Source organism: Pseudomonas sp. G7(2022), from assembly GCF_052660475.1.
This window is the reverse complement of the sequence record NZ_CP109659.1, coordinates 5,612,204-5,636,755: the sequence shown is the minus strand read 5'-3', so window position 1 is coordinate 5,636,755 and position 24,552 is coordinate 5,612,204. Positions and strand designations below refer to the sequence as shown.

The 24,552-nt window shown below is 56.1% G+C and carries 35 protein-coding genes; 34 read left to right on the top strand and 1 reads right to left on the bottom strand.

Annotated features, from left to right (window positions below; all coding sequences use genetic code 11):
• The first annotated feature begins 61 nt into the window (after positions 1–61).
• The 33 genes from rpsG (at position 62) to bfr (ending at position 20,063) form a co-directional block, all read left to right on the top strand.
• Entirely contained in the window at positions 62–535 is a 474-nt protein-coding gene (gene rpsG / locus NE357_RS25880; protein ID WP_007957592.1) for a 30S ribosomal protein S7, read from the top strand.
• Between the two features lie 30 nt (positions 536–565).
• Positions 566–2,671, top strand: coding sequence for an elongation factor G (fusA, locus tag NE357_RS25875; protein ID WP_085712351.1), 2,106 nt, complete (start codon positions 566–568; stop codon positions 2,669–2,671).
• A 31-nt stretch (positions 2,672–2,702) separates the two neighbouring features.
• A complete protein-coding gene (gene tuf, locus NE357_RS25870; protein WP_010220303.1) occupies positions 2,703–3,896 on the top strand; it encodes an elongation factor Tu in 1,194 nt (397 codons plus the stop codon).
• A 157-nt stretch (positions 3,897–4,053) separates the two neighbouring features.
• Positions 4,054–4,365 carry a 30S ribosomal protein S10 gene (gene rpsJ / locus NE357_RS25865; RefSeq protein WP_003186070.1) on the top strand — a complete coding sequence of 104 codons (312 nt, stop codon included), beginning with the start codon at positions 4,054–4,056 and terminating at the stop codon, positions 4,363–4,365.
• Between the two features lie 80 nt (positions 4,366–4,445).
• Positions 4,446–5,081: a 50S ribosomal protein L3 gene (gene rplC, locus NE357_RS25860; protein ID WP_007955641.1), complete on the top strand. Its 636-nt coding sequence runs from the start codon at positions 4,446–4,448 to the stop codon at positions 5,079–5,081.
• A 12-nt stretch (positions 5,082–5,093) separates the two neighbouring features.
• Positions 5,094–5,696 carry a 50S ribosomal protein L4 gene (gene rplD, locus NE357_RS25855; RefSeq protein WP_003228735.1) on the top strand — a complete coding sequence of 201 codons (603 nt, stop codon included), beginning with the start codon at positions 5,094–5,096 and terminating at the stop codon, positions 5,694–5,696.
• Positions 5,693–5,992 carry a 50S ribosomal protein L23 gene (gene rplW, locus NE357_RS25850; protein WP_002555488.1) on the top strand — a complete coding sequence of 100 codons (300 nt, stop codon included), beginning with the start codon at positions 5,693–5,695 and terminating at the stop codon, positions 5,990–5,992. The genes rplD and rplW overlap by 4 nt, the downstream gene beginning before the upstream one ends.
• 14 nt (positions 5,993–6,006) lie before the next feature.
• Complete coding sequence (rplB, locus tag NE357_RS25845; RefSeq protein WP_016772943.1) at positions 6,007–6,831, top strand: 50S ribosomal protein L2; 825 nt, start codon at positions 6,007–6,009, stop codon at positions 6,829–6,831.
• Positions 6,832–6,847: 16 nt separating this feature from the next.
• A complete protein-coding gene (gene rpsS, locus NE357_RS25840; RefSeq protein ID WP_011336172.1) occupies positions 6,848–7,123 on the top strand; it encodes a 30S ribosomal protein S19 in 276 nt (91 codons plus the stop codon).
• Between the two features lie 11 nt (positions 7,124–7,134).
• Positions 7,135–7,467 (top strand): 50S ribosomal protein L22, encoded by a 333-nt coding sequence (gene rplV, locus NE357_RS25835; RefSeq protein ID WP_003103908.1) that lies wholly within the window; start codon positions 7,135–7,137, stop codon positions 7,465–7,467.
• Between the two features lie 13 nt (positions 7,468–7,480).
• Positions 7,481–8,167 (top strand): 30S ribosomal protein S3, encoded by a 687-nt coding sequence (gene rpsC / locus NE357_RS25830; protein WP_085688068.1) that lies wholly within the window; start codon positions 7,481–7,483, stop codon positions 8,165–8,167.
• A 12-nt stretch (positions 8,168–8,179) separates the two neighbouring features.
• Positions 8,180–8,593, top strand: coding sequence for a 50S ribosomal protein L16 (gene rplP / locus NE357_RS25825; RefSeq protein WP_003228729.1), 414 nt, complete (start codon positions 8,180–8,182; stop codon positions 8,591–8,593).
• The gene (gene rpmC / locus NE357_RS25820) at positions 8,593–8,784 is read left to right on the top strand and encodes a 50S ribosomal protein L29 (RefSeq protein ID WP_002555481.1); all 192 of its coding nucleotides are present in this window, start codon (positions 8,593–8,595) and stop codon (positions 8,782–8,784) included. The genes rplP and rpmC overlap by 1 nt, the downstream gene beginning before the upstream one ends.
• 2 nt (positions 8,785–8,786) lie before the next feature.
• Positions 8,787–9,053 (top strand): 30S ribosomal protein S17, encoded by a 267-nt coding sequence (gene rpsQ / locus NE357_RS25815; RefSeq protein WP_003194644.1) that lies wholly within the window; start codon positions 8,787–8,789, stop codon positions 9,051–9,053.
• Positions 9,054–9,076: 23 nt separating this feature from the next.
• On the top strand, positions 9,077–9,445 hold the full coding sequence (rplN, locus tag NE357_RS25810; RefSeq protein ID WP_002555479.1) for a 50S ribosomal protein L14: 369 nt from the start codon (positions 9,077–9,079) through the stop codon (positions 9,443–9,445).
• An 11-nt stretch (positions 9,446–9,456) separates the two neighbouring features.
• Positions 9,457–9,771 (top strand): 50S ribosomal protein L24, encoded by a 315-nt coding sequence (rplX, locus tag NE357_RS25805; protein ID WP_003186046.1) that lies wholly within the window; start codon positions 9,457–9,459, stop codon positions 9,769–9,771.
• A gap of 20 nt (positions 9,772–9,791) precedes the next feature.
• The gene (gene rplE, locus NE357_RS25800; RefSeq protein WP_003210069.1) at positions 9,792–10,331 is read left to right on the top strand and encodes a 50S ribosomal protein L5; all 540 of its coding nucleotides are present in this window, start codon (positions 9,792–9,794) and stop codon (positions 10,329–10,331) included.
• A gap of 13 nt (positions 10,332–10,344) precedes the next feature.
• Positions 10,345–10,650, top strand: a complete 306-nt coding sequence (gene rpsN, locus NE357_RS25795) for a 30S ribosomal protein S14 (RefSeq protein ID WP_003228726.1) — start codon at positions 10,345–10,347, stop codon at positions 10,648–10,650.
• Positions 10,651–10,858: 208 nt separating this feature from the next.
• The gene (rpsH, locus tag NE357_RS25790) at positions 10,859–11,251 is read left to right on the top strand and encodes a 30S ribosomal protein S8 (RefSeq protein WP_011336171.1); all 393 of its coding nucleotides are present in this window, start codon (positions 10,859–10,861) and stop codon (positions 11,249–11,251) included.
• Positions 11,252–11,263: 12 nt separating this feature from the next.
• A complete protein-coding gene (rplF, locus tag NE357_RS25785) occupies positions 11,264–11,797 on the top strand; it encodes a 50S ribosomal protein L6 (protein WP_065259511.1) in 534 nt (177 codons plus the stop codon).
• A 10-nt stretch (positions 11,798–11,807) separates the two neighbouring features.
• Complete coding sequence (gene rplR / locus NE357_RS25780; RefSeq protein WP_022641372.1) at positions 11,808–12,158, top strand: 50S ribosomal protein L18; 351 nt, start codon at positions 11,808–11,810, stop codon at positions 12,156–12,158.
• 3 nt (positions 12,159–12,161) lie between these two features.
• A complete protein-coding gene (gene rpsE, locus NE357_RS25775) occupies positions 12,162–12,662 on the top strand; it encodes a 30S ribosomal protein S5 (protein ID WP_007955637.1) in 501 nt (166 codons plus the stop codon).
• A gap of 2 nt (positions 12,663–12,664) precedes the next feature.
• Positions 12,665–12,841 carry a 50S ribosomal protein L30 gene (gene rpmD, locus NE357_RS25770; RefSeq protein ID WP_003176408.1) on the top strand — a complete coding sequence of 59 codons (177 nt, stop codon included), beginning with the start codon at positions 12,665–12,667 and terminating at the stop codon, positions 12,839–12,841.
• Between the two features lie 3 nt (positions 12,842–12,844).
• Positions 12,845–13,282 (top strand): 50S ribosomal protein L15, encoded by a 438-nt coding sequence (rplO, locus tag NE357_RS25765; RefSeq protein WP_003228720.1) that lies wholly within the window; start codon positions 12,845–12,847, stop codon positions 13,280–13,282.
• Positions 13,283–14,611, top strand: a complete 1,329-nt coding sequence (gene secY / locus NE357_RS25760) for a preprotein translocase subunit SecY (RefSeq protein WP_003228718.1) — start codon at positions 13,283–13,285, stop codon at positions 14,609–14,611.
• 27 nt (positions 14,612–14,638) lie between these two features.
• The gene (rpmJ, locus tag NE357_RS25755) at positions 14,639–14,755 is read left to right on the top strand and encodes a 50S ribosomal protein L36 (RefSeq protein ID WP_002555468.1); all 117 of its coding nucleotides are present in this window, start codon (positions 14,639–14,641) and stop codon (positions 14,753–14,755) included.
• Positions 14,756–14,885: 130 nt separating this feature from the next.
• Positions 14,886–15,242 (top strand): 30S ribosomal protein S13, encoded by a 357-nt coding sequence (rpsM, locus tag NE357_RS25750; RefSeq protein WP_003186020.1) that lies wholly within the window; start codon positions 14,886–14,888, stop codon positions 15,240–15,242.
• Positions 15,243–15,272: 30 nt separating this feature from the next.
• Complete coding sequence (rpsK, locus tag NE357_RS25745; RefSeq protein ID WP_002555466.1) at positions 15,273–15,662, top strand: 30S ribosomal protein S11; 390 nt, start codon at positions 15,273–15,275, stop codon at positions 15,660–15,662.
• 18 nt (positions 15,663–15,680) lie between these two features.
• Entirely contained in the window at positions 15,681–16,301 is a 621-nt protein-coding gene (gene rpsD, locus NE357_RS25740; RefSeq protein ID WP_003176404.1) for a 30S ribosomal protein S4, read from the top strand.
• 22 nt (positions 16,302–16,323) lie between these two features.
• On the top strand, positions 16,324–17,325 hold the full coding sequence (locus tag NE357_RS25735) for a DNA-directed RNA polymerase subunit alpha (protein WP_003186012.1): 1,002 nt from the start codon (positions 16,324–16,326) through the stop codon (positions 17,323–17,325).
• A gap of 42 nt (positions 17,326–17,367) precedes the next feature.
• Entirely contained in the window at positions 17,368–17,754 is a 387-nt protein-coding gene (gene rplQ, locus NE357_RS25730) for a 50S ribosomal protein L17 (RefSeq protein WP_007955635.1), read from the top strand.
• Between the two features lie 237 nt (positions 17,755–17,991).
• Positions 17,992–19,446, top strand: a complete 1,455-nt coding sequence (locus NE357_RS25725; protein WP_169432133.1) for a catalase — start codon at positions 17,992–17,994, stop codon at positions 19,444–19,446.
• A gap of 149 nt (positions 19,447–19,595) precedes the next feature.
• On the top strand, positions 19,596–20,063 hold the full coding sequence (bfr, locus tag NE357_RS25720) for a bacterioferritin (protein ID WP_065259514.1): 468 nt from the start codon (positions 19,596–19,598) through the stop codon (positions 20,061–20,063).
• A gap of 65 nt (positions 20,064–20,128) precedes the next feature.
• On the opposite strand, the gene uvrA is transcribed toward bfr, so the two are convergent.
• The gene (gene uvrA, locus NE357_RS25715; protein WP_169432132.1) at positions 20,129–22,963 is read right to left on the bottom strand and encodes an excinuclease ABC subunit UvrA; all 2,835 of its coding nucleotides are present in this window, start codon (positions 22,961–22,963) and stop codon (positions 20,129–20,131) included.
• Positions 22,964–23,154: 191 nt separating this feature from the next.
• On the opposite strand from uvrA, the gene NE357_RS25710 reads away from it, so the two are divergent.
• Entirely contained in the window at positions 23,155–24,552 is a 1,398-nt protein-coding gene (locus NE357_RS25710; RefSeq protein WP_169432131.1) for an MFS transporter, read from the top strand.

The following is a 24,552-nucleotide window of genomic DNA, read 5'->3' as shown; positions in this document are numbered from 1 at the left end:
CGGGCGCGAATCCTCAAGGATCTGTCCCGAACTAACCTGAAGACCGTTTGAGGGCTTATCAATGCCAAGACGTCGCGTAGCAGCAAAGCGTGAGATTCTGGACGATCCGAAATACGGAAGCCAAATCCTCGCCAAATTCATGAACCACGTTATGGAAAGCGGCAAGAAAGCCGTTGCCGAGCGTATCGTTTATGGTGCCCTGGAAACCGTTGCGGCTCGCAAGACCGGCACCGATCCCCTGGAACTCTTCGAAAAAGCACTCGACGCCATCGCTCCGCTGGTCGAAGTGAAGTCGCGCCGCGTTGGCGGTGCTACTTACCAGGTTCCGGTCGAAGTTCGTCCGTCCCGTCGTAACGCTCTGGCAATGCGCTGGTTGGTAGACTTCGCCCGCAAGCGTGGCGAGAAGTCTATGGCTCTGCGCTTGGCTGGCGAGCTGCTGGATGCCGCTGAAGGTAAAGGTGCTGCTGTTAAGAAGCGTGAAGACGTGCACCGTATGGCCGAAGCTAACAAAGCTTTCTCGCACTACCGCTTCTAATTTTAGCTTCACTAATTTTGCGAGGGCTTTATGGCTCGTACTACTCCGATTAGTCGCTACCGTAACATCGGTATCGTCGCTCACGTGGATGCTGGTAAAACCACCACCACCGAGCGCGTCCTTTTTTACACTGGCAAAAGTCACAAAATGGGCGAGGTGCATGACGGCGCCGCGACCACAGACTGGATGGTTCAGGAGCAGGAGCGTGGTATTACCATTACTTCTGCTGCCATTACCGCCTTCTGGAAAGGTTCCGAGAAGCAGTACCCACACGAGCATCGCTTCAACGTAATCGATACCCCGGGCCACGTGGACTTCACCATTGAAGTAGAACGTTCCCTGCGCGTACTCGACGGCGCTGTCGTTGTGTTCTGCGGTACTTCGGGTGTTGAGCCTCAGTCGGAAACCGTATGGCGTCAGGCCAACAAATACGGCGTTCCACGTCTTGTTTACGTAAACAAGATGGACCGTGCTGGTGCCAACTTCCTGCGCGTGATCGGTCAGATCAAGCAGCGTCTGGGTCATACTCCGGTGCCGATCCAGCTGGCTATCGGTTCGGAAGACAACTTCCAGGGCCAGATCGACCTGATCAACATGCAAGCTGTCTACTGGAACGACTCTGACAAGGGTATGGTTCCGGTTCGCAAGGAAATCCCTGCGGACATGCTCGAGCTGGCTACTGAGTGGCGCAGCAACATGGTTGAGGCTGCGGCCGAAGCCAGCGAAGAGCTGATGAACAAGTACCTGGAAGGTGAAGAACTGTCGATCGCCGAGATCAAGGCAGCTCTGCGTCAGCGTACTATCGCCGGCGAAATCGTTCTGGCTGTTTGCGGTTCTTCGTTCAAGAACAAGGGTGTTCCCCTGGTTCTCGACGCCGTTATCGACTTCCTGCCTGCTCCGACCGACATTCCTGCTATCAAGGGTTCCAACCCTGATAACGAGGAAGAAGAGATGGAGCGTCATGCAAGCGACGACGAGCCGTTCGCGGCCTTGGCGTTCAAGATCGCTACCGACCCATTCGTGGGTACCTTGACCTTCGTCCGCGTTTACTCGGGCGTGTTGAACTCCGGCGACGGCGTGATCAACTCGGTTAAAGGCAAGAAAGAGCGCGTGGGTCGTATGGTGCAAATGCACGCAAACGCCCGTGAAGAGATCAAGGAAGTGCGCGCTGGCGACATCGCGGCCCTGATCGGCATGAAGGACGTCACCACTGGTGAAACCCTCTGCAACGCTGACAAGCCAATCATCCTGGTTCGCATGGACTTCCCGGAGCCGGTTATTTCGGTTGCCGTAGAGCCTAAGACCAAGGATGACCAGGAAAAAATGGGTATCGCTCTGGGCAAGCTTGCTCAGGAAGACCCATCTTTCCGCGTCAAAACTGATGAAGAGACTGGTCAAACGATCATCTCCGGCATGGGCGAGCTGCACCTGGACATCCTGGTTGATCGGATGCGCCGTGAGTTCAACGTCGAAGCCAACATCGGCAAGCCACAGGTTTCGTACCGTGAGCGCATCACGAAGAACTGCGAAATCGAAGGCAAGTTCGTTCGTCAGTCCGGCGGTCGTGGCCAGTTCGGTCACTGCTGGATTCGCTTTGCTCCTGCTGACGAAGGTCAGGAAGGTCTGCAATTCCTGAACGAAGTAGTGGGTGGTGTGGTTCCTAAGGAATACATCCCGGCTATCCAGAAGGGTATCGAAGAGCAGATGAAGAACGGCGTTGTTGCCGGCTATCCGCTGATCGGCCTGAAGGCTACCGTGTTCGATGGTTCTTACCACGACGTCGACTCCAACGAGATGGCGTTTAAAGTGGCTGCTTCCATGGCGACCAAGCAACTGGCCCAGAAGGGCGGTGGTGAGTTGCTCGAGCCGATCATGGCGGTAGAGGTTGTTACGCCTGAAGACTATATGGGTGATGTGATGGGCGACCTTAACCGTCGTCGCGGCATGATCCAGGGTATGGAAGACACAGTGTCCGGCAAGGTTATCCGTGCCGAGGTTCCGCTGGGTGAGATGTTCGGTTATGCGACCGACGTTCGCTCCATGTCCCAGGGTCGCGCAAGCTACTCTATGGAATTCAAAAAATACGATACGGCTCCGTCGCACATCGTCGAATCCGTTACCAAAAAACAAGGCTGATTCAGCCCCTTTAGGCTAGGAGTTAATTGTCGTGGCTAAAGAAAAATTTGATCGTTCCCTACCGCACGTAAACGTTGGCACCATCGGCCACGTTGACCACGGTAAAACCACTCTGACCGCTGCTCTGACTCGCGTCTGCTCCGAAGTTTTCGGTTCGGCCGTAGTTGAATTCGACAAGATCGACAGCGCTCCAGAAGAAAAAGCTCGCGGTATCACCATCAACACCGCGCACGTTGAGTACAACTCGAACATTCGTCACTACGCTCACGTTGACTGCCCAGGTCACGCTGACTACGTGAAGAACATGATCACTGGTGCTGCCCAGATGGACGGCGCGATCCTGGTTTGCTCGGCCGCTGATGGTCCGATGCCACAAACCCGTGAGCACATCCTGCTGTCCCGTCAGGTAGGCGTTCCGTACATCGTGGTTTTCCTGAACAAGGCAGACCTGGTAGACGACGCTGAGCTGCTGGAACTGGTTGAGATGGAAGTTCGCGACCTGCTGTCCACCTACGACTTCCCAGGCGACGACACTCCGATCATCATCGGTTCTGCTCGTATGGCGCTGGAAGGCAAAGACGACAACGAAATGGGCACCACTGCTGTTAAGAAGCTGGTGGAAACTCTGGACAGCTACATCCCAGAGCCAGAGCGTGCTATCGACAAGCCTTTCCTGATGCCAATCGAAGACGTGTTCTCGATCTCGGGTCGCGGTACTGTTGTTACCGGTCGTATCGAGCGCGGTATCGTTCGCGTTCAAGATGCCCTGGAAATCGTTGGTCTGCGTGACACCACCACCACCACCTGCACCGGTGTTGAGATGTTCCGCAAGCTGCTGGACGAAGGTCGTGCTGGCGAGAACTGCGGCGTTCTGCTGCGTGGTACCAAGCGTGACGACGTTGAGCGTGGTCAGGTTCTGGTTAAGCCGGGTTCGGTTAAGCCGCACACCAAGTTCACCGCAGAAGTTTACGTTCTGAGCAAGGAAGAAGGCGGTCGTCACACTCCGTTCTTCAAAGGCTACCGTCCACAGTTCTACTTCCGTACTACTGACGTGACCGGTAACTGCGAGCTGCCAGAAGGCGTTGAAATGGTAATGCCAGGTGACAACATTCAGATGACTGTTACCCTGATCAAAACCATCGCAATGGAAGACGGTCTGCGTTTCGCTATCCGTGAAGGCGGTCGTACCGTCGGCGCTGGCGTCGTAGCCAAAATCATCGAGTAATCTCTTTTTTGAGATAGCTTCGATGAGTTGAAAAAGCCCCCGCTTAGCGGGGGCTTTTTTATTGGGTTGACACCTATCTGGGGCGTCTATAGAATTGCGCCTCCTTTTAACGGGCGTATTGCGCCCGGTGGGAATAGCAGCCGGAGTCTGAAATCCAATGCAAAATCAGCAAATCCGTATCAGGTTGAAGGCTTTTGACCATCGCCTGATCGACCAATCAACCCAGGAAATCGTGGAAACCGCGAAACGTACTGGTGCTCAAGTGCGTGGTCCAATTCCACTGCCTACCCGTAAAGAGCGGTTCACCGTTCTGGTTTCCCCGCACGTCAACAAAGACGCGCGTGACCAGTACGAAATCCGCACTCATAAGCGCGTTCTGGACATCGTCCAGCCAACGGATAAAACCGTTGATGCACTTATGAAGCTTGATCTTGCGGCCGGTGTGGAAGTGCAGATCAGCCTCGGCTAAGACTCGGTCTTGGTCGTGTAACGCTCTGAAATGGGCGGCCATAGCGGGTGAAAGCCCCGTACACTCATGAGGTTTACAACATGACTATTGGTGTAGTCGGTCGTAAAGCGGGTATGACCCGTATTTTCACCGAAGAAGGTGTCTCCATTCCGGTCACGGTCATTGAGATCGAGCCGAATCGCGTCACCCAGTTCAAAACTGAAGAAACCGATGGCTATCGTGCAGTGCAAGTCACTGTCGGCGAGCGTCGTGCTTCCCGTGTAACAGCTGCTCAGGCTGGCCACTTCGCCAAGGCGAACGTTGCCGCTGGTCGTACCGTAATGGAATTCCGTCTTGAAGAAGGCGAGTACCAGGCCGGCGATCTGATCAACGCTGAAATCTTCGCTGCTGGTCAACTGGTTGATGTAACCGGTCAGTCCAAAGGTAAAGGCTTCCAGGGTACGATCAAGCGTTGGAACTTCCGCGGGCAAGATAACACCCACGGTAACTCCGTATCCCACCGCGTCCCAGGCTCTATCGGCCAGTGCCAGACTCCTGGTCGTGTATTCAAGGGCAAAAAAATGTCCGGTCATATGGGCGCTGAGCGCGTGACCGTGCAGTCCCTGGAAGTAGTGCGCGTGGACGCTGAACGCAATCTGTTGTTGGTCAAGGGTGCTGTTCCTGGCGCTACTGGCGGCAACCTGGTTGTACGTCCAGCAGCCAAGGCTCGCGGTTAAGGGGAAGCTGACATGCAATTAAATGTAAATGACGCTCAAGCGATCGAAGTTTCCGAACTGACATTTGGCGGCGAGTTCAACGAGACGCTGGTTCACCAAGCAGTCGTGGCCTACATGGCTGGCGGCCGTCAAGGTAGCAAGCAGCAAAAGACCCGTTCCGACGTTCGTGGTGGCGGTAAGCGCCCATGGCGTCAGAAAGGTACTGGCCGTGCTCGTGCCGGTACTATCCGTAGCCCAATCTGGCGCGGCGGCGGCACCACTTTCGCAGCTCGTCCACAAGATCACTCCCAGAAGCTGAACAAGAAGATGTATCGCGCAGCAATGCGTTCCATCCTTGCTGAGCTGGTGCGTACTGATCGTCTGGTCGTGGTTCAGGATTTCGCAGTTGAAACTCCGAAAACCAAAGACCTGTTGGGCAAACTGAACAACATGAGCCTGACCGACGTTCTGATCGTGTCTGACGCTGTTGATCAGAACCTGTACCTGGCTGCTCGCAACCTGCCACACGTAGATGTACGTGACGTGCAAGGTTCCGATCCAGTTAGTCTGATCGCATACGACAAGGTGTTGATCACCGTGTCGGCCGTGAAGAAATTCGAGGAGCTGCTGGGATGAACCAGGAACGCGTATTTAAAGTTCTGCTTGGCCCGCACGTTTCCGAGAAGGCTACGGTTCTGGCAGACAAGAAAGGCCAGTTCGTTTTCAAGGTTGCTACTGATGCAACCAAGCTGGAAATCAAGAAGGCCGTCGAAAGCCTGTTCAGCGTGAAAGTTGAGCGTGTTACTACCCTGAACGTTCTGGGTAAGAGCAAGCGCACCGCTCGCGGTCTGGGCAAGCGTAATGACTGGAAGAAGGCAGTTATCTCCCTTCAGCCAGGCCAAGATCTCGATTTCAGCAGCAGTGCTGAGTAAGGAAGGGGTGCATCATGGCAATCGTTAAATGCAAACCGACTTCCCCTGGCCGCCGTTTTGTGGTCAAGGTGGTCAACCAGGAGCTGCATAAAGGCGCTCCTCACGCACCGCTGCTCGAGAAAAAATCGAAGTCTGGTGGTCGTAACAACAATGGCCGTATTACCACTCGTCACATCGGTGGTGGTCATAAGCAGCATTACCGTATGGTCGATTTTCGTCGCAACGACAAAGATGGCATCGTCGCCACTGTCGAGCGTATCGAATACGATCCAAACCGTACTGCTCACATCGCACTGCTGTGCTACGCAGACGGCGAGCGCCGCTACATCATTGCCCCTAAAGGCGTGAGTGCTGGCGACCAGCTGATCGCAGGCGCTCTGGCTCCAATCAAGCCAGGCAACGCTCTGCAACTGCGCAACATTCCAGTCGGTTCTACCGTACACGGCATCGAACTGAAGCCAGGTAAAGGCGCACAGATCGCTCGCTCCGCTGGTGCTTCGGCTCAGCTGATCGCTCGTGAAGGTGTGTACGTTACCCTGCGTCTGCGTTCCGGTGAAATGCGTAAAGTGCTGGCTGAGTGCCGTGCGACCCTGGGCGAAGTCTCGAACTCCGAGCACAGCCTGCGTTCGCTGGGTAAAGCTGGTGCCAAGCGCTGGCGTGGCGTTCGCCCAACCGTTCGTGGTGTTGCCATGAACCCGGTTGACCACCCACATGGTGGTGGTGAAGGTCGTACCTCTGGTGGTCGTCATCCGGTATCGCCATGGGGCTTCCCGACTAAGGGCGCGAAGACTCGTGGTAATAAGCGTACCGACAAAATGATCGTCCGTCGTCGCAAGTAAATAGAGGGATACGACAGTGCCACGTTCTCTGAAAAAAGGTCCTTTTATTGATCTTCACCTACTGAAGAAGATCGAAGTGGCGGCGGAAAAGAACGATCGCAAACCAATTAAGACTTGGTCGCGCCGTTCGATGATCCTGCCACAAATGGTCGGTCTGACCATCGCAGTACACAACGGTCGTCAGCACGTCCCAGTTCTCGTTAACGAAGACATGGTCGGCCACAAACTGGGCGAGTTCGCCGGTACCCGCAACTATCGCGGGCACGTGGCAGACAAGAAAGCCAAGCGTTAAGGGGTAAGGAAATGGAAGTAGCCGCTAAGTTGTCGGGCGCTCGAATCTCCGCCCAGAAAGCCCGCTTGGTCGCCGACCAGATCCGCGGGAAGAAGGTGGGCGAAGCGCTCAACCTGTTGGCTTTCAGCAGTAAGAAAGCCGCCGAGATCATGAAAAAAGTGCTGGAGTCGGCCGTAGCCAACGCCGAGCATAACGAAGGCGCAGACGTTGATGACCTGAAGGTCAGCACCGTTTTCGTCAACGAAGGGCGTTCGCTGAAGCGCATCATGCCACGTGCCAAAGGCCGTGCTGATCGCATCGTCAAGCGGTCTTGCCATATCACTGTCAAGGTTGCTGACAAGTAACGGAGTCGAAGAGATGGGTCAGAAAGTACATCCCATTGGCATTCGCCTGGGAATCGTCAAGGAGCACACCTCCGTCTGGTACGCAGACGGTCGGACTTATGCGGACTATTTGCTCGCAGATCTGAAGGTGCGTGAGTATCTCCAAGACAAACTAAAAAGCGCGTCCGTAAGCCGTATCGATATCCATCGTCCGGCTCAAACTGCACGCATCACCATCCACACCGCTCGTCCAGGTATCGTTATCGGGAAGAAAGGTGAAGATGTTGAAAAACTGCGTCAGGACCTGACCAAGCAAATGGGTGTGCCTGTGCACATCAATATCGAAGAGATCCGCAAGCCGGAACTCGACGGTATGCTGGTTGCCCAGAGCGTAGCTCAGCAGCTGGAGCGTCGTGTGATGTTCCGTCGCGCCATGAAGCGCGCCGTACAGAACGCCATGCGCATTGGTGCCAAAGGCATCAAAATCCAAGTGAGCGGTCGTCTCGGCGGTGCTGAAATCGCACGTACTGAATGGTATCGCGAAGGTCGTGTGCCACTGCACACCCTGCGTGCCGATATCGACTATGCCACCTACGAAGCTCACACCACTTACGGTGTGATCGGTGTAAAGGTTTGGATCTTCAAAGGCGAAGTAATTGGTGGTCGCCAAGAAGAACTGAAACCACAAGCACCAGCGCCTCGTAAAAAAGCTGCTAAGTAAGGGGTACGCCAAATGTTGCAACCAAAGCGTACGAAGTTCCGCAAGCAGATGACCGGCCACAACCGTGGTCTGGCACTGCGCGGTAGCAAAGTCAGCTTCGGCGAGTTCGCGCTGAAGTCTGTTGCTCGTGGTCGTCTCACCGCTCGTCAGATCGAGTCAGCGCGTCGTGCTCTGACCCGTCACGTAAAACGTGGCGGCAAGATCTGGATCCGTGTATTCCCGGACAAGCCGATATCCAAGAAACCTCTCGAGGTTCGTATGGGTAAAGGTAAGGGTAACGTGGAGTACTGGGTTGCCCAGATTCAGCCAGGCAAAGTCCTGTATGAAATCGAGGGTGTTTCTGAAGAGCTGGCGCGTGAGGCTTTCGCCCTGGCTGCTGCAAAGCTGCCGCTCGCCACCTCCTTTGTTAAACGGACGGTGATGTGATGAAAGCGAATGAACTTCGTGAAAAATCCGCACAGCAGCTGAACGAGCAACTGCTCGGCTTGCTGCGCGACCAGTTCAATCTGCGCATGCAGAAAGCAACTGGCCAGTTGGGGCAGTCTCATCTGCTCTCGCAAGTTAAGCGTGACATCGCTCGCGTGAAGACTGTGCTCAACCAGCAGGCAGGTAAGTGATCATGGCTGAAGCCGAAAAAACTGTCCGTACGCTGACTGGCCGTGTTGTCAGCGACAAGATGGACAAAACCATCACCGTTCTGATCGAGCGTCGCGTTAAGCACCCGATCTACGGTAAATACGTTAAGCGTTCGACTAAGCTGCACGCGCACGACGAAACCAATCAGTGCCACATCGGCGACAAAGTCACTATTCGTGAAACTCGTCCGATGGCCAAGACCAAGTCTTGGGCGCTGGTTGATGTTCTCGAACGCGCTGTGGAAGTCTAAGGGCTAGGGGTCGGAGAAATTATATGATTCAGACTCAATCCATGCTCGATGTGGCCGATAACAGCGGCGCTCGCCGTGTTATGTGCATCAAGGTGCTGGGTGGCTCCCATCGTCGTTACGCTGGTATCGGTGACATCATCAAAGTTACCGTGAAGGAAGCAATTCCTCGCGGTAAGGTGAAAAAAGGCCAAGTGATGACTGCTGTCGTAGTCCGCACTCGTCACGGCGTACGTCGTGCTGATGGCTCCATTATCCGCTTTGATGGCAACGCTGCTGTTCTTCTGAACAACAAGCAAGAGCCGATCGGCACCCGTATCTTTGGGCCAGTGACCCGTGAACTTCGTACTGAGAAGTTCATGAAGATCGTCTCGCTCGCCCCAGAAGTGCTGTAAGGAGATCCGACATGCAAAAGATTCGTCGTGACGACGAGATCATCGTGATCGCCGGCAAAGACAAAGGTAAGCGCGGTAAGGTGCTGAAGGTTCTTGCTGACAACCGTCTGGTTGTTGGTGGTCTGAACCTGGTCAAGCGTCATACCAAGCCTAACCCGATGTCGGGCGTACAGGGCGGTATCGTCGAGAAAGAAGCGCCACTGCACGCTTCCAACGTCGCCATCTTCAACGGCGAAACCAACAAGGCTGACCGCGTTGGTTTCAAAGTAGAAGACGGTAAGAAAATTCGTGTCTTCAAGTCGACCCAAAAAGCGGTTGATGCTTGAACACTGCTAGGTAGAAGACCATGGCACGACTAAAAGAGATTTACCGGAAGGAAATCGCACCGAAACTTAAGGAAGAACTTAAGCTTTCGAACGTGATGGAAGTTCCGCGCGTTACCAAAATCACCCTGAACATGGGTCTGGGCGAAGCGATCGGCGACAAAAAAGTCATCGAGCACGCTGTTGCTGACCTGGAAAAGATCACCGGCCAGAAAGTCGTTGTGACCTACGCTCGCAAATCCATCGCTGGCTTTAAAGTCCGTGAAGGTTGGCCGATCGGCGTCAAAGTGACCCTGCGCCGTGAGCGTATGTACGAGTTCCTGGATCGTCTGCTGTCGATCTCCCTGCCTCGGGTTCGCGACTTCCGCGGCCTGAATGCCAAGTCCTTCGATGGTCGTGGCAACTACAGCATGGGCGTGAAAGAGCAGATCATTTTCCCGGAAATCGACTACGACAAGATCGATGCTCTCCGCGGTCTGGACATTACCCTGACCACCACTGCCAAGAACGATGACGAAGGCCGCGCTCTGCTGCGTGCTTTCAAATTCCCGTTCCGCAACTGATTGGAGTAGGAAAATGGCCAAGAAGAGCATGAAAAACCGTGAGCTGAAGCGTCAGCTCACCGTTGCCAAGTACGCCACCAAGCGTGCAGCGCTGAAAGCTATCATCGTTGATCTGAACGCAAGTCCAGAAGCGCGTTGGGAAGCTACCGTAGCTCTGCAGAAGCAGCCACGTGACGCAAGCGCTTCGCGCATGCGTAACCGCTGCCGCCTGACTGGTCGTCCGCACGGCGTTTACCGCAAGTTCGGCCTGGGCCGTAACAAGCTGCGTGAAGCTGCCATGCGTGGTGACGTTCCAGGTCTGGTTAAAGCCAGCTGGTAATTGCTGTCAAAGTCTCGATGGTCAGGATCGCAAGAACCTGACCATCGGTGGCCTTGAAAATGAATCAAGCCCCTTTTGGGGCTTGATTCATTTCTGGGGTGTGTCTAGAATGACCGGCTCGCCTGAGCCCGTGTTTTTCTGCCCGGAATTTCTCGGCGACAAGTAGTAGCCGCGAGGCTAATTTTTCTGTATTAGGAGCGTCTAGCCCATGAGTATGCAGGACCCGTTAGCGGACATGCTAACTCGAATCCGTAATGCCCAGATGGCTGAAAAGTCCGTCGTAAGCATGCCTTCTTCCACGTTGAAGGTGGCTGTAGCTAAAGTCCTGAAGGACGAAGGTTACATCGCGGGTTATCAGATCAGCAGCGAAACCAAACCACTGCTGTCTATCGAGCTGAAATATTTCGAAGGCCGTCCGGTTATCGAAGAAGTCAAGCGCGTTAGCCGTCCAGGCCTGCGTCAGTACAAGTCCGTCGAAGAGCTGCCAAAAGTACGTGGCGGTCTCGGCGTGTCTATCGTCTCCACCAACAAAGGTGTGATGACTGATCGTGCTGCGCGCGCTGCCGGTGTCGGCGGCGAAGTTCTTTGCACTGTGTTCTAAGGGGGGATAAGCATGTCTCGCGTCGCTAAGAACCCCGTTAAGCTGCCAGCCGGTGTCGAAGTAAAATTCGCAGGCCAACAGCTTTCGGTGAAGGGTGCCAAGGGTACTCTTGAACTGAACGTCCATTCGTCCGTTGAGATCGTTGAAGAAGCCGGTGAGCTGCGTTTTGCTGCTCGCAATGGCGATCAACAGACTCGCGCAATGGCCGGTACCACTCGTGCGTTGGTAAACAACATGGTCCAGGGCGTAAGCCAAGGCTTCGAGCGCAAGCTCCAGCTGGTCGGTGTTGGTTACAAGGCGCAAGCAAAAGGTCAGGTGCTGAACCTGGCTCTTGGCTTCTCGCACCCAGTGGATTACGAACTGCCGGAAGGCATCACCGCTGAGACTCCTAGCCAGACCGATATCCTGATCAAGGGCATCGACAAGCAGCTGGTAGGTCAAGTGGCCGCCGAGATCCGCGACTTCCGTCCACCAGAGCCGTACAAAGGCAAAGGTGTGCGCTACGCGGACGAAGTCGTCCGTCGTAAAGAAGCCAAGAAGAAGTAGGGCATAGCAAATGACCGACAAAAAAGTTACTCGACTGCGTCGCGCTCGCAAAGCACGCCTGAAAATGCACGAACTCGAAGTCGTGCGTCTCTGCGTGTTCCGCTCTTCGCAGCACATCTACGCCCAGGTCATTTCGGCCGACGGCAACAAAGTCCTGGCAAGTGCCTCGACTTTGGATAAAGAACTGCGTGATGGCGCCACTGGCAACATCGACGCGGCCACTAAGGTTGGCCAGCTGGTCGCTACGCGTGCTAAGGCCGCTGGCGTCTCGCAGGTGGCTTTCGACCGCTCTGGCTTCAAGTACCACGGCCGCGTAAAAGCGCTGGCTGAGGCTGCTCGTGAAGCTGGGCTGGAGTTCTAAGTTATGTCAAATAACGACCAAAAGCGCGACGAAGGCTACATCGAGAAGCTGGTTCAAGTTAACCGCGTAGCCAAAACCGTTAAAGGTGGCCGTATCTTCACTTTCACCGCGTTGACCGTGGTTGGTGATGGTAAGGGCCGTGTTGGCTTCGGCCGTGGCAAGTCGCGTGAAGTGCCTGCTGCGATCCAGAAGGCAATGGAAGCTGCTCGCCGCAACATGATCCAGGTTGATCTGAACGGCACTACCCTGCAGTACGCAATGAAGTCCGCTCACGGCGCTTCGAAGGTGTACATGCAGCCTGCTTCTGAAGGTACCGGTATCATCGCTGGCGGCGCTATGCGTGCTGTCCTCGAAGTTGCTGGCGTTCAGAACGTTCTGGCCAAGTGCTACGGCTCGACTAACCCTGTAAACGTGGTTCACGCCACTTTCAAGGGTCTGAAAGCCATGCAGTCTCCTGAATCCATTGCAGCCAAGCGTGGCCTGCGTGTTGAGGAGATCAAGTAATCATGGCTACCGTTAAAGTTACGCTGATCAAAAGCATGACCGGCCGCATCCCTAACCACAAACTGTGCGTTAAGGGTCTGGGTCTGCGTCGCATCGGTCACACTGTAGAAGTCCAGGATACTCCCGAGAATCGCGGGATGATCAACAAGGCTTACTACATGCTGCGTGTCGAGGGTTAATCGATGAAACTCAATGATCTGAGTCCAGCGCCGGGTTCCCGTCGCGAAAAGCATCGTCCGGGCCGTGGTATCGGTAGTGGTTTGGGTAAGACTGGTGGCCGTGGTCACAAAGGTCAGACCTCTCGCTCCGGTGGCACCATTGCTCCAGGCTTTGAAGGCGGTCAACAGCCGCTGCATCGTCGCCTGCCGAAGTTCGGTTTCGTTTCCCTGAAGGCCATGGATCGCGCAGAAGTGCGTCTGTCCGAGCTGGCTAAAGTGGAAGGCGACATCGTCACTGTGCAGTCCCTGAAAGATGCCAACGTGATCAACGTCAACGTACAGCGTGTGAAAATCATGCTGTCCGGTGAAGTGACTCGCGCTGTCACTATCGGCAAGGGAATCGGCGCCACCAAAGGTGCGCGTGCGGCTATCGAAGCAGCTGGCGGCAAGTTCGAGGAATAAATGGCTAAGCAAGGTGCTCTCTCTGCGCTCGGCAAAGGCGGTATGTCTGAACTCTGGGCTCGTCTGCGTTTTCTGTTCCTGGCGATTATCGTCTACCGAATAGGCGCACACATCCCGGTTCCAGGTATCAACCCGGACCGACTCGCGGACCTGTTTCGACAGAATGAGGGGACCATTCTTAGCTTGTTCAACATGTTTTCCGGCGGCGCGCTGGAGCGGATGAGCATCTTTGCACTGGGGATCATGCCGTACATTTCGGCATCGATCATCATGCAGCTGATGACCGCCGTCAGCCCGCAGCTGGAGCAGTTGAAGAAGGAAGGTGAAGCTGGCCGTCGCAAGATCAGCCAGTACACCCGCTACGGCACCGTCGTCCTCGCTCTCGTCCAGGCCATTGGCATGTCCATTGGTCTGGCAGGGCAGGGCGTTGCGTTCACTGGTGACTTTGGCTTCCATTTCGTCGCGGTATCCACGTTTGTGGCCGGTGCGATGTTCATGATGTGGCTGGGTGAGCAGATTACTGAGCGTGGTGTAGGCAACGGTATCTCGATGTTGATTTTTTCGGGTATCGTCGCCGGTCTTCCGAGAGCAATCGGGCAGTCTTTCGAGTCTGCGCGTCAGGGTGATATCAATATCTTCGCCCTGGTTGCCATCGGTTTGCTGGCAGTAGCGATTATCGGTTTCGTGGTGTTCATTGAGCGTGGTCAGCGTCGTATCGCTGTTCACTACGCCAAGCGTCAGCAAGGCCGCAAGGTTTTCGCTGCGCAGACTAGCCACTTGCCGCTGAAGGTGAACATGGCCGGTGTTATTCCGGCTATTTTCGCGAGCAGCATTTTGCTGTTCCCGGCTTCGTTGGGTGCCTGGTTTGGTCAGTCTGAAGGTATGGGCTGGTTGCAGGACATCTCGCAGTCGATCGCTCCTGGTCAGCCGTTGAATATTCTGCTGTTTAGTGCAGGGATTATTTTCTTCTGCTTCTTCTATACGGCGTTGATGTTCAATCCGAAAGACGTAGCGGAAAACCTGAAGAAGTCCGGTGCCTTTATTCCGGGCATCCGTCCAGGTGAGCAGTCTGCGCGCTACATTGATGGCGTTCTGACTCGCTTGACCATGTTCGGTGCTCTTTACATGACGGCCGTGTGCCTGTTGCCCCAGTTTCTGGTGGTTGCAGCAAACGTTCCGTTCTACCTTGGCGGGACCTCGTTGCTGATCGTGGTCGTGGTTGTGATGGACTTCATGTCCCAAGTACAATCGCACCTCGTTTCGCACCAGTACGAATCCCTGATGAAGAAAGCCAACCTGAAGGGTTACGGCAGCGGCATGTTGCGCTGAGTACCCATAAGGTTCGAGGAGTTGGTGATGAAAGTTCGTGCATCGGTGAAAAAGCTGTGCCGTAACTGCAAGATTATTCGCCGCGAAGGTGTTGTTCGAGTAATTTGCAGCGCGGAACCGCGTCACAAACAGCGCCAAGGCTGAGTGTGATTGTGCTTCAAGCCCGGCAGCTAGTGCGCTGCCGGGTTGATTATTTGTTATTACAGCGATATTATCTCGCGCCCTATTTCTTGGCTTCCGGGGCGTAGGTAGCTGTCAATTGGAGTCCCACTGAATGGCCCGTATTGCAGGCGTTAACATTCCAGATAACAAGCATACTGTTATCTCGCTGACCTACATCTATGGTGTTGGTCGCACTACTGCGCAGAAAATCTGTGCAGTGACTGGGGTAAACCCAGCAGCAAAGATCAAGGATCTGAGCGACGAGCAAATTGAACAGCTGCGTGGCGAAGTGGCGAAGTTCACCACTGAAGGTGATCTGCGTCGCGAAATCAACATGAAAATCAAGCGCTTGATGGACCTCGGTTGCTATCGCGGTCTGCGTCATCGTCGTGGTCTGCCAGTACGCGGTCAGCGTACCAAGACCAACGCGCGTACCCGTAAAGGTCCGCGTAAGCCGATCCGCAAGTAATCGCCCCAGCGAATCGACAGGAATTTAATCATGGCAAAACCTGCTGCTCGTCCTCGTAAAAAAGTTAAAAAGACAGTGGTTGATGGCATCGCCCACATCCATGCTTCTTTTAACAACACCATCGTGACCATTACCGACCGTCAAGGTAACGCTCTTTCCTGGGCTACCTCCGGTGGTTCGGGTTTCCGCGGTTCCCGCAAGTCCACCCCGTTCGCTGCTCAAGTAGCTGCTGAGCGTGCTGGTCAAGCTGCGCTGGAATACGGCCTGAAAAACCTCGACGTAAACGTCAAGGGCCCAGGTCCAGGTCGTGAATCCGCAGTCCGCGCTTTGAACGGCTGTGGCTACAAGATCGCCAGCATCACCGACGTGACGCCAATCCCGCACAACGGGTGCCGTCCGCCGAAGAAGCGCCGCGTGTAATCCAGGAGATTGTAAAGAATGGCTCGTTACATTGGTCCAAAATGCAAACTCGCTCGTCGCGAAGGCACCGATCTCTTCCTGAAGAGCGGCGTGCGCGCGATCGAATCGAAGTGCAACATTGAAGCAGCACCTGGTATCCACGGCCAACGCCGCGGTCGCCAGTCCGACTACGGCACCCAACTGCGTGAGAAGCAGAAGGTTCGTCGTATCTACGGCGTTCTCGAGCGTCAGTTCAGCGGCTACTACAAAGAAGCTGCTGGCAAGAAAGGTGCAACCGGTGAAAACCTGCTGCAACTGCTCGAATGCCGTCTGGACAACGTCGTATACCGTATGGGCTTTGGTTCGACTCGTGCCGAATCCCGTCAGCTGGTATCGCACAAGTCGATCAGCGTTAACGGTCAGACCGTAAACGTTCCTTCCTACCAGGTTCGTGCTGGTGACGTGGTCGCTGTTCGCGAGAAAGCAAAAAATCAACTTCGCATTGTCCAAGCTCTCGATCTGTGTGCTCAACGTGGCCGCGTAGAGTGGGTAGAAGTAGACACTGAGAAGAAGTCGGGCGTTTTCAAGAACGTTCCTGCTCGCAGTGATCTGTCCGCCGACATCAACGAAAGCCTGATTGTCGAGCTCTACTCCAAGTAAGGGCTAGAAAATAGGTGCATCCATGCAGATTTCGGTAAATGAGTTCCTGACACCCCGCCATATTGATGTGCAGGTTGTCAGTCCAACCCGCGCCAAGATCACTCTCGAGCCTCTCGAGCGTGGTTTCGGCCACACCCTGGGCAACGCGCTGCGCCGCATCCTGTTGTCCTCAATGCCCGGCTGCGCAGTAGTCGAGGCCGAGATTGACGGTGTGCTCCACGAGTACAGCGCCATCGAAGGTGTACAGGAAGACGTAATTGAAATCCTGTTGAACCTTAAAGGTCTGGCTATCAAGCTGCACGGCCGTGACGAAGTTACGCTGACCTTGTCGAAGAAGGGTTCGGGGGTGGTTACCGCTGCCGATATTCAGCTGGATCATGATGTCGAGATCGTTAATCCCGATCACGTAATCGCTAACCTGGCGTCTAACGGCGCCCTGAACATGAAGCTCACCGTAGCTCGTGGTCGTGGTTATGAACCAGCCGACTCGCGTCAGAGCGATGAAGACGAAAGCCGCAGCATCGGTCGCTTGCAGCTCGACTCTTCGTTCAGCCCGGTTCGCCGTATCGCATACGTGGTGGAAAACGCCCGTGTCGAACAGCGTACCAACCTGGACAAGCTGGTTATTGATCTGGAAACCAACGGTACTCTGGATCCTGAAGAGGCTATCCGTCGTGCTGCAACCATTCTGCAACAGCAGTTGGCTGCGTTCGTCGACCTCAAAGGTGACAGTGAGCCAGTGGTTGTCGAGCAGGAAGACGAGATCGATCCGATCCTGCTTCGCCCGGTTGACGATCTGGAACTGACTGTACGTTCGGCTAACTGCCTTAAGGCGGAAAACATCTACTACATCGGTGACCTGATTCAGCGTACCGAAGTAGAGCTGTTGAAGACTCCGAACCTGGGCAAGAAATCCTTGACTGAAATCAAGGACGTTCTGGCCTCCCGCGGTCTGTCCCTCGGCATGCGCCTCGACAACTGGCCGCCTGCAAGTCTTAAGAAGGACGACAAGGCGACTGCCTGATCGTCGTAATCACCGAACGTAGTGTTTGGTAAGGAATGAACCATGCGTCATCGTAAAAGTGGTCGCCACCTGAGCCGCACCAGCTCGCACCGCAAGGCCATGTTCCAAAACATGGCTGTGTCGCTGTTCGAGCACGAGCTGATCAAAACTACTCTGCCAAAAGCCAAAGAACTGCGCCGCGTTGCCGAGCCGCTGATCACTCTGGCCAAGACAGACAGCGTTGCTAACCGTCGTCTGGCTTTCGACCGTACTCGTTCGAAAGCTATCGTTGGTAAGCTCTTCAACGACCTGGGCAAGCGTTACGCTACCCGTGAGGGTGGCTACCTGCGCATCCTCAAGTGCGGTTTCCGCGCTGGCGACAACGCGCCTATGGCGTACGTCGAACTGGTTGATCGTGCTGTTGGCGGTGAAGCTGTATCCGCTGAGTAAGACGTCAGTCTGAAACAAAGAACCGGGCCTAGTGCCCGGTTTTTTGTGCCCGTAAGAAATGCGCGGTTCGTACAAGCTTCTACCCTGTCTGGGTCTGCACTATGTGTGGGGATCTTTCGTTAGTTTTTTTCTATTGACTGCCATAAGTTAATGAATTTGTGGCTGTCATGTTGATGATCGATACTCCCCAACAAGCCGATTAGCCGGCAGTTCAAGACTACAGAGGACGAAGATCGCATGAGCCAGAACAAGACGCTTACGACTGCCAGCGGCGCGCCAGTCGCCGACAACCAGAACTCCCGCTCCGCTGGGCCGCGTGGTCCGTTGTTGCTCGATGACTTTCACTTGATCGAGAAGCTTGCCCATTTCAACCGCGAAAACATTCCTGAGCGCCGCGTGCATGCCAAGGGTTCGGGCGCCTACGGTACTTTCACCGTCACTCGCGATATCACGCAGTACACCAGCGCCAGGCTGTTCTCTGCCGTAGGCAAGCAGACCCCGACTTTCCTGCGATTCTCCACAGTAGGCGGTGAGCGCGGATCGGCCGACACCGAGCGTGACCCTCGTGGATTCGCCCTGAAGTTCTACACCGAAGAAGGCAACTGGGACATTGTTGGCAACAACACACCGGTGTTCTTCATTCGCGATCCGCTGAAATTCCCTGACTTTATCCACACCCAGAAACGCCTGCCGCAAAGCAACCTGAAAAGTGCGCAGATGATGTGGGATTTCTGGTCGCACTCGCCCGAGGCGCTGCATCAGGTCACCATTCTGTTTTCTGACCGAGGCATTCCTGACGGCTATCGCCACATGCACGGTTTCGGCAGTCACACGTACAGCCTGATCAACGCTCAAGGCGAGCGTCACTGGGTGAAGTGGCATTACAAGACCAAGCAAGGGGTCAAGAACCTTGCGCCGGCTGAGGCAGCGCGCCTGGCGGGCACTGATCCGGATTACGCGCAGCGTGACCTGTTCGAGGCTATCGAGCGCGGTGATTTTCCGAAATGGCGGGTGTGCATCCAGATCATGACCGAAGCCCAGGCCGCGGCGCATTACGAGAACCCGTTCGACGTGACCAAGACCTGGTCGCAGAAAGAGTTCCCGCTGATCGAAGTCGGTGAGCTGGAGTTGAATCGCAACCCGCTGAACTACTTTGCTGAAGTCGAGCAGGCGGCGTTCGGTCCAAGCAACATGGTTCCGGGTGTCGGTCTTTCACCGGACCGCATGTTGCAAGGTCGCGTGTTCGCCTATGCCGATGCGCATCGCTATCGCGTAGGCACCAATCACCAGCAACTGCCGGTGAACGCCCCGCGCAGCCCGGTCAACACCTACCAGCGTGATGGTTCGATGGCTTTTGGCAGTAACGGTGGCGCGGCACCGAATTACGAGCCGAACAGCTACGTAGAGTCGCCGAAACAAGCGCCACACTACGCCGAACCTGCACTGGCCTTGAGCGGTGCGGCTGACCGTTACGATCATCGCGAAGACGCCGACTACTACAGCCATGCGGGCGCGCTGTTCCGTTTGATGAGCGACGAGCAGAAAGCCCTGCTGGTGGGCAATATCGCAGGTGCCATGGCGGGTGTTTCCAGTGATGTCATCGACCGCCAGTTACAGCATTTCCACAAGGCCGATCCGGCGTATGGAGAAGCAATCGCAAAGCTGCTCAACGTACAGCTTAACGAAGTCTAAACGAGAAGCAGAACCGCCCTCATTGGGGCGGTTTTTGCGTTATTTAACCTGCTTTTCTCAGAATATCTTCGCTTTTATTGCGCGAAGTGAGTGACCTTGCAGTCATGTTGGTTCAAACTACAGACTTTCAAGAAGGGAGATGTAGGGCGATGCAAGGCCACCCAGACGTTATCGATTACCTCAACACGTTGCTGACCGGCGAACTGGCCGCCCGTGACCAATATTTCGTTCACTCGCGGATGTATGAGGACTGGGGATTCACCAAGCTCTACGAACGAATCAACCATGAGATGGAAGAGGAAGCCGGTCATGCCGATGCGCTGATGCGCCGGATTCTGATGCTCGAAGGCACCCCGCGCATGCGTCCGGATGACCTGGATGTCGGCACCACAGTGGAAACCATGCTCGAAGCGGATCTGCGTCTTGAGTACAAGGTGCGTGCTGCACTGTGCAAAGGCATTGAACTGTGCGAGAAGCATGGCGACTACGTCAGCCGTGACATCCTCAAGCTTCAGTTGCACGACACTGAAGAAGATCATACCTACTGGCTTGAAAAGCAGTTGGGCCTGATCAAGCTGATCGGCATTCAGAACTACCTGCAATCTCACACATCCTGATTGCGTCAGATACAAAAAAGCCCCTGTCACTGACGAAGTGACAGGGGCTTTTTCATGCCCGGCGATCAGGCCCGATCGCGGATCAGCAGCGGCTTGAGGTAATGACCTGTATGAGACTGTTTCATCTCGGCCACTTCCTCCGGCGTACCGGTGGCGATGATCTGTCCACCTTTCGAACCTCCCTCGGGGCCAAGGTCCACCAGCCAGTCGGCGGTCTTGATCACGTCGAGGTTGTGCTCGATCACCACCACGGTGTTGCCGTGGTCGCGCAGGCGATGCAGTACGTCGAGCAGTTGCTGGATATCTGCGAAGTGCAGACCGGTGGTCGGCTCGTCGAGGATGTACAGGGTCTTGCCGGTATCGCGCTTGGACAGCTCGCGGGACAACTTGACCCGCTGTGCTTCGCCACCAGACAGTGTCGTGGCTGATTGCCCGAGCTTGATGTACGACAGGCCCACATCCATCAGCGTCTGCAGTTTGCGCGCCAGTGCCGGCACCGCGTCGAAGAACTCCCGCGCTTCCTCGATGGTCATCTCGAGGGTTTCGTGGATGCTCTTGCCCTTGTATTTGATCTCCAGGGTTTCGCGGTTATAGCGCTTGCTCTTGCACACGTCGCACGGGACGTAGATGTCCGGCAGGAAGTGCATTTCAACCTTGATCAGACCGTCGCCCTGGCAAGCCTCGCAACGACCGCCCTTGACGTTGAACGAAAAGCGCCCCGGGCCATAACCACGAGAGCGGGATTCCGGCACGCCGGCAAACAGTTCGCGAATCGGCGTGAACAGGCCGGTGTAGGTCGCCGGGTTGGAGCGTGGCGTACGACCGATCGGGCTCTGGTCGATATCGACGACCTTGTCCAGATGCTCCAGGCCCTTGATGCTGTCGTGGGCTGCTGCTTCGAGAGTGGTCGCGCCATTGAGTGCCGTGGCGCTCAGCGGGAACAGCGTGTTGTTGATCAATGTCGATTTGCCTGAGCCGGAAACGCCGGTCACGCAAGTCAGCAAGCCGATCGGGATCTCCAGGTCGACATTGCGCAGGTTGTTGCCCCGCGCGCCCTTGAGCGACAGCACCTGCTTCTTGTTGCGCGGTGTGCGCTTGGCCGGCACTTTGATCTTCACTCGGCCCGACAGGTATTTGCCGGTGAGCGAGTCCGGGTGGGCCATGACTTCGTCCGGTGTGCCTTCGGCGACGATTTGCCCGCCATGGACCCCGGCGCCAGGGCCGATATCCACTACGTAGTCGGCCAGACGGATTGCGTCTTCATCGTGCTCGACCACGATCACCGTGTTACCGATATCGCGCAGATGCTTGAGGGTGCCGAGCAGGCGATCATTGTCACGCTGGTGCAGGCCGATGGACGGCTCATCGAGGATGTACAGCACCCCGACCAGGCCCGCGCCGATCTGACTGGCCAGACGAATCCGCTGTGCTTCGCCGCCGGACAGTGTGTCGGCGCTGCGATCAAGCGACAGGTAGTCCAGGCCCACGTTGACCAGGAACTGCAGACGCTCGCGGATTTCCTTGAGAATCTTGTCGGCGATTTCGCCACGGCGGCCGGTCATCTTCAGCTCGCCGAAGTAGTTGCAGGCATCGCCGATCGGCAGGTTGGTCACCGCCGGCAGGGTTTTCTCGCCAACCCACACATGTCGCGCTTCACGACGCAGGCGGGTGCCGCGACAGTCCGGGCACGACTGGGTGCTGAGGAACTTCGCCAGTTCTTCGCGCACGCTCGCCGATTCGGTTTCGCGGTAGCGACGCTCGAGGTTCGGCACAATGCCCTCGAATGGGTGCGAACGTTTGACAATGTCGCCGCGGTCATTGAGGTATTTGAAGTCGACATTCTGCGAGCCGCTGCCATGCAGAATGTGTTTCTGCTGATCGGCCGGCAGTTCGTTGAAGGGTTTTTCCAGGCTGAAGCCATAGTGTGCGGCCAGCGATCCAAGCATCTGGAAGTAATAGACGTTGCGCCGGTCCCAGCCGCGTATTGCGCCTTCGGCCAGCGTCAGTTCACCGTTGACCAGTCGTTTGATGTCGAAGAACTGTTTCACCCCTAGACCGTCGCAGGTCGGACAGGCGCCGGCCGGGTTGTTGAAGGAAAACAGCTTGGGTTCCAGCTCGCTGATCGCATGGCCGCAGATCGGGCAGGCGAAGCGCGCGGAGAAGATCATCTCTTCGCCCGGCTCGTCGTCCATCGGTGCCACGAGAGCGATGCCGTCCGCCAGTTTCAGTGCGGTCTCGAAGGACTCGGCCAGACGTTGCTGCAGATCGGCGCGAACCTTGAAACGGTCGACTACCACCTCGATCGAGTGCTTCTTCTGTTTATCCAGTTTCGGCAGCTCGTCCAGCTCGCAGAGCCGGCCGTTGACCCGGGCCCGGACGAAGCCCTGGGCACGCAGTTCCTCGAATACCGACAGATGCTCGCCCTTGCGCTCTCGGATCACCGGTGCCAGCAACATCAGCTTGCTGCCTTCCGGCTGTGCCAGCACCAGGTCGACCATCTGGCTGACGGTCTGCGCTTCCAGCGGAATGTCGTGATCCGGGCAGCGCGGCGTACCGACGCGGGCATAAAGCAGGCGCAGGTAGTCGTAGATTTCGGTGATGGTGCCGACCGTGGAACGCGGGTTGTGCGAGGTCGACTTCTGTTCGATGGAGATCGCCGGCGACAGGCCTTCGATGGTGTCGACGTCGGGTTTTTCCATCATCGACAGGAACTGCCGGGCATAGGCCGACAGGGATTCGACATAGCGGCGCTGACCTTCGGCGTACAGCGTGTCGAAGGCCAGGGACGACTTGCCGGATCCGGACAGGCCGGTGATGACGATCAGTTTGTCCCGTGGCAGGGTCAGGTCGATGTTCTTCAGGTTGTGGGTGCGGGCCCCACGAATCAGGATCTTGTCCAAAATGGCCTCGCTCGGCGGGCGTCGAAAACACAGGAGTATACGGCCAAATACTGGATGGATGCACACTATCAAATGAAGGGTTTTCTGCCTTGCATGAAGAGAGTTTCATCTATACGCGTCATAGCGTCGCGATATACCCCGTCTTTCGATGGGACTGGTAGAATCGCCGCCGGTTCACACGAGGTTTTTCCATGCACGATCCCCACAGCGAACGCATGAGTGGCAGCGAGACCCGCGCGGCGAGCGGTCTGGCCCTGGTGTTCGCCTTCCGTATGCTTGGCATGTTCATGGTGCTGCCGGTGCTGGCAACCTATGGCATGGATCTGGCGGGAGCGACCCCGGCCCTCATCGGGCTGGCGATTGGCGCTTACGGCCTGACCCAGGCGATTTTCCAGATTCCGTTCGGGATCATTTCCGACCGTATCGGCCGTCGTCCGGTGATTTACCTGGGACTGATCGTCTTCGCCCTCGGCAGCGTGCTGGCGGCCCAGGCCGATTCGATCTGGGGCGTGATCGCCGGTCGTGTCCTGCAAGGCGCCGGGGCGATTTCCGCTGCGGTCATGGCACTGCTTTCCGACCTGACCCGCGAACAGCACCGCACCAAAGCGATGGCGATGATCGGCATGACCATCGGCCTGTCGTTTGCCGTGGCCATGGTGGTCGGCCCGTTGCTGACTCGCGCATTTGGACTTTCCGGCCTGTTCCTGGCCACCGGCGGCATGGCGCTGGTCGGGATCGTGATCGTGCTGTTCATGGTGCCGAAGTCCACCGGGCCGCTGAGTCATCGGGAATCCGGTGTGGCGCGTCAGGCATTGATGCCGACGCTCAAGCACCCGGACCTGCTGCGCCTGGATCTGGGCATTTTTGTATTACATGCGATGTTGATGTCGAGCTTCGTCGCGCTGCCCCTGGCCCTGGTGGAAAAAGCCGGGCTGCCCAAGGAACAGCACTGGTGGGTCTATCTCACAGCCTTGCTGATCTCGTTCTTCGCCATGATCCCGTTCATCATCTATGGCGAGAAGAAACGCAAAATGAAACGAGTTTTGCTCGGCGCCGTCATGACGTTGATGCTCACTGAGCTATTCTTCTGGCAGTTCGGTGACAGCCTGCGGGCTCTGGTGATCGGGACGGTGGTGTTCTTTACCGCGTTCAATCTGCTGGAAGCTTCGCTGCCGTCGCTGATCAGCAAGGTTTCACCGGCAGGTGGCAAGGGCACGGCGATGGGCGTGTACTCCACCAGCCAGTTCCTCGGTTCGGCACTCGGCGGGATTCTCGGCGGCTGGATGTTCCAGCATGGCGGTCTGTCGGTTGTGTTCCTAGGATGTGCCGGGCTGGCTGCCATCTGGCTGGCCTTTGCTGTTACCATGCGCGAACCTCCCTACGTGACGAGCCTGCGCTTGCCGTTGTCGCCCGAGGCGATCCGCGAAGCGGGTCTGGTCGAGCGCCTCAGGGCCCTCGTGGGGGTAACAGATGCAGTGATAGTCGCCGATGAGGCGGCTGTTTACATCAAACTGGATAAAGAATTAGTGGATCGCGACACCCTCGAACGCCTGGTGAACAACCCGGCCGAGGCTGCTTGCGAAGCCTAG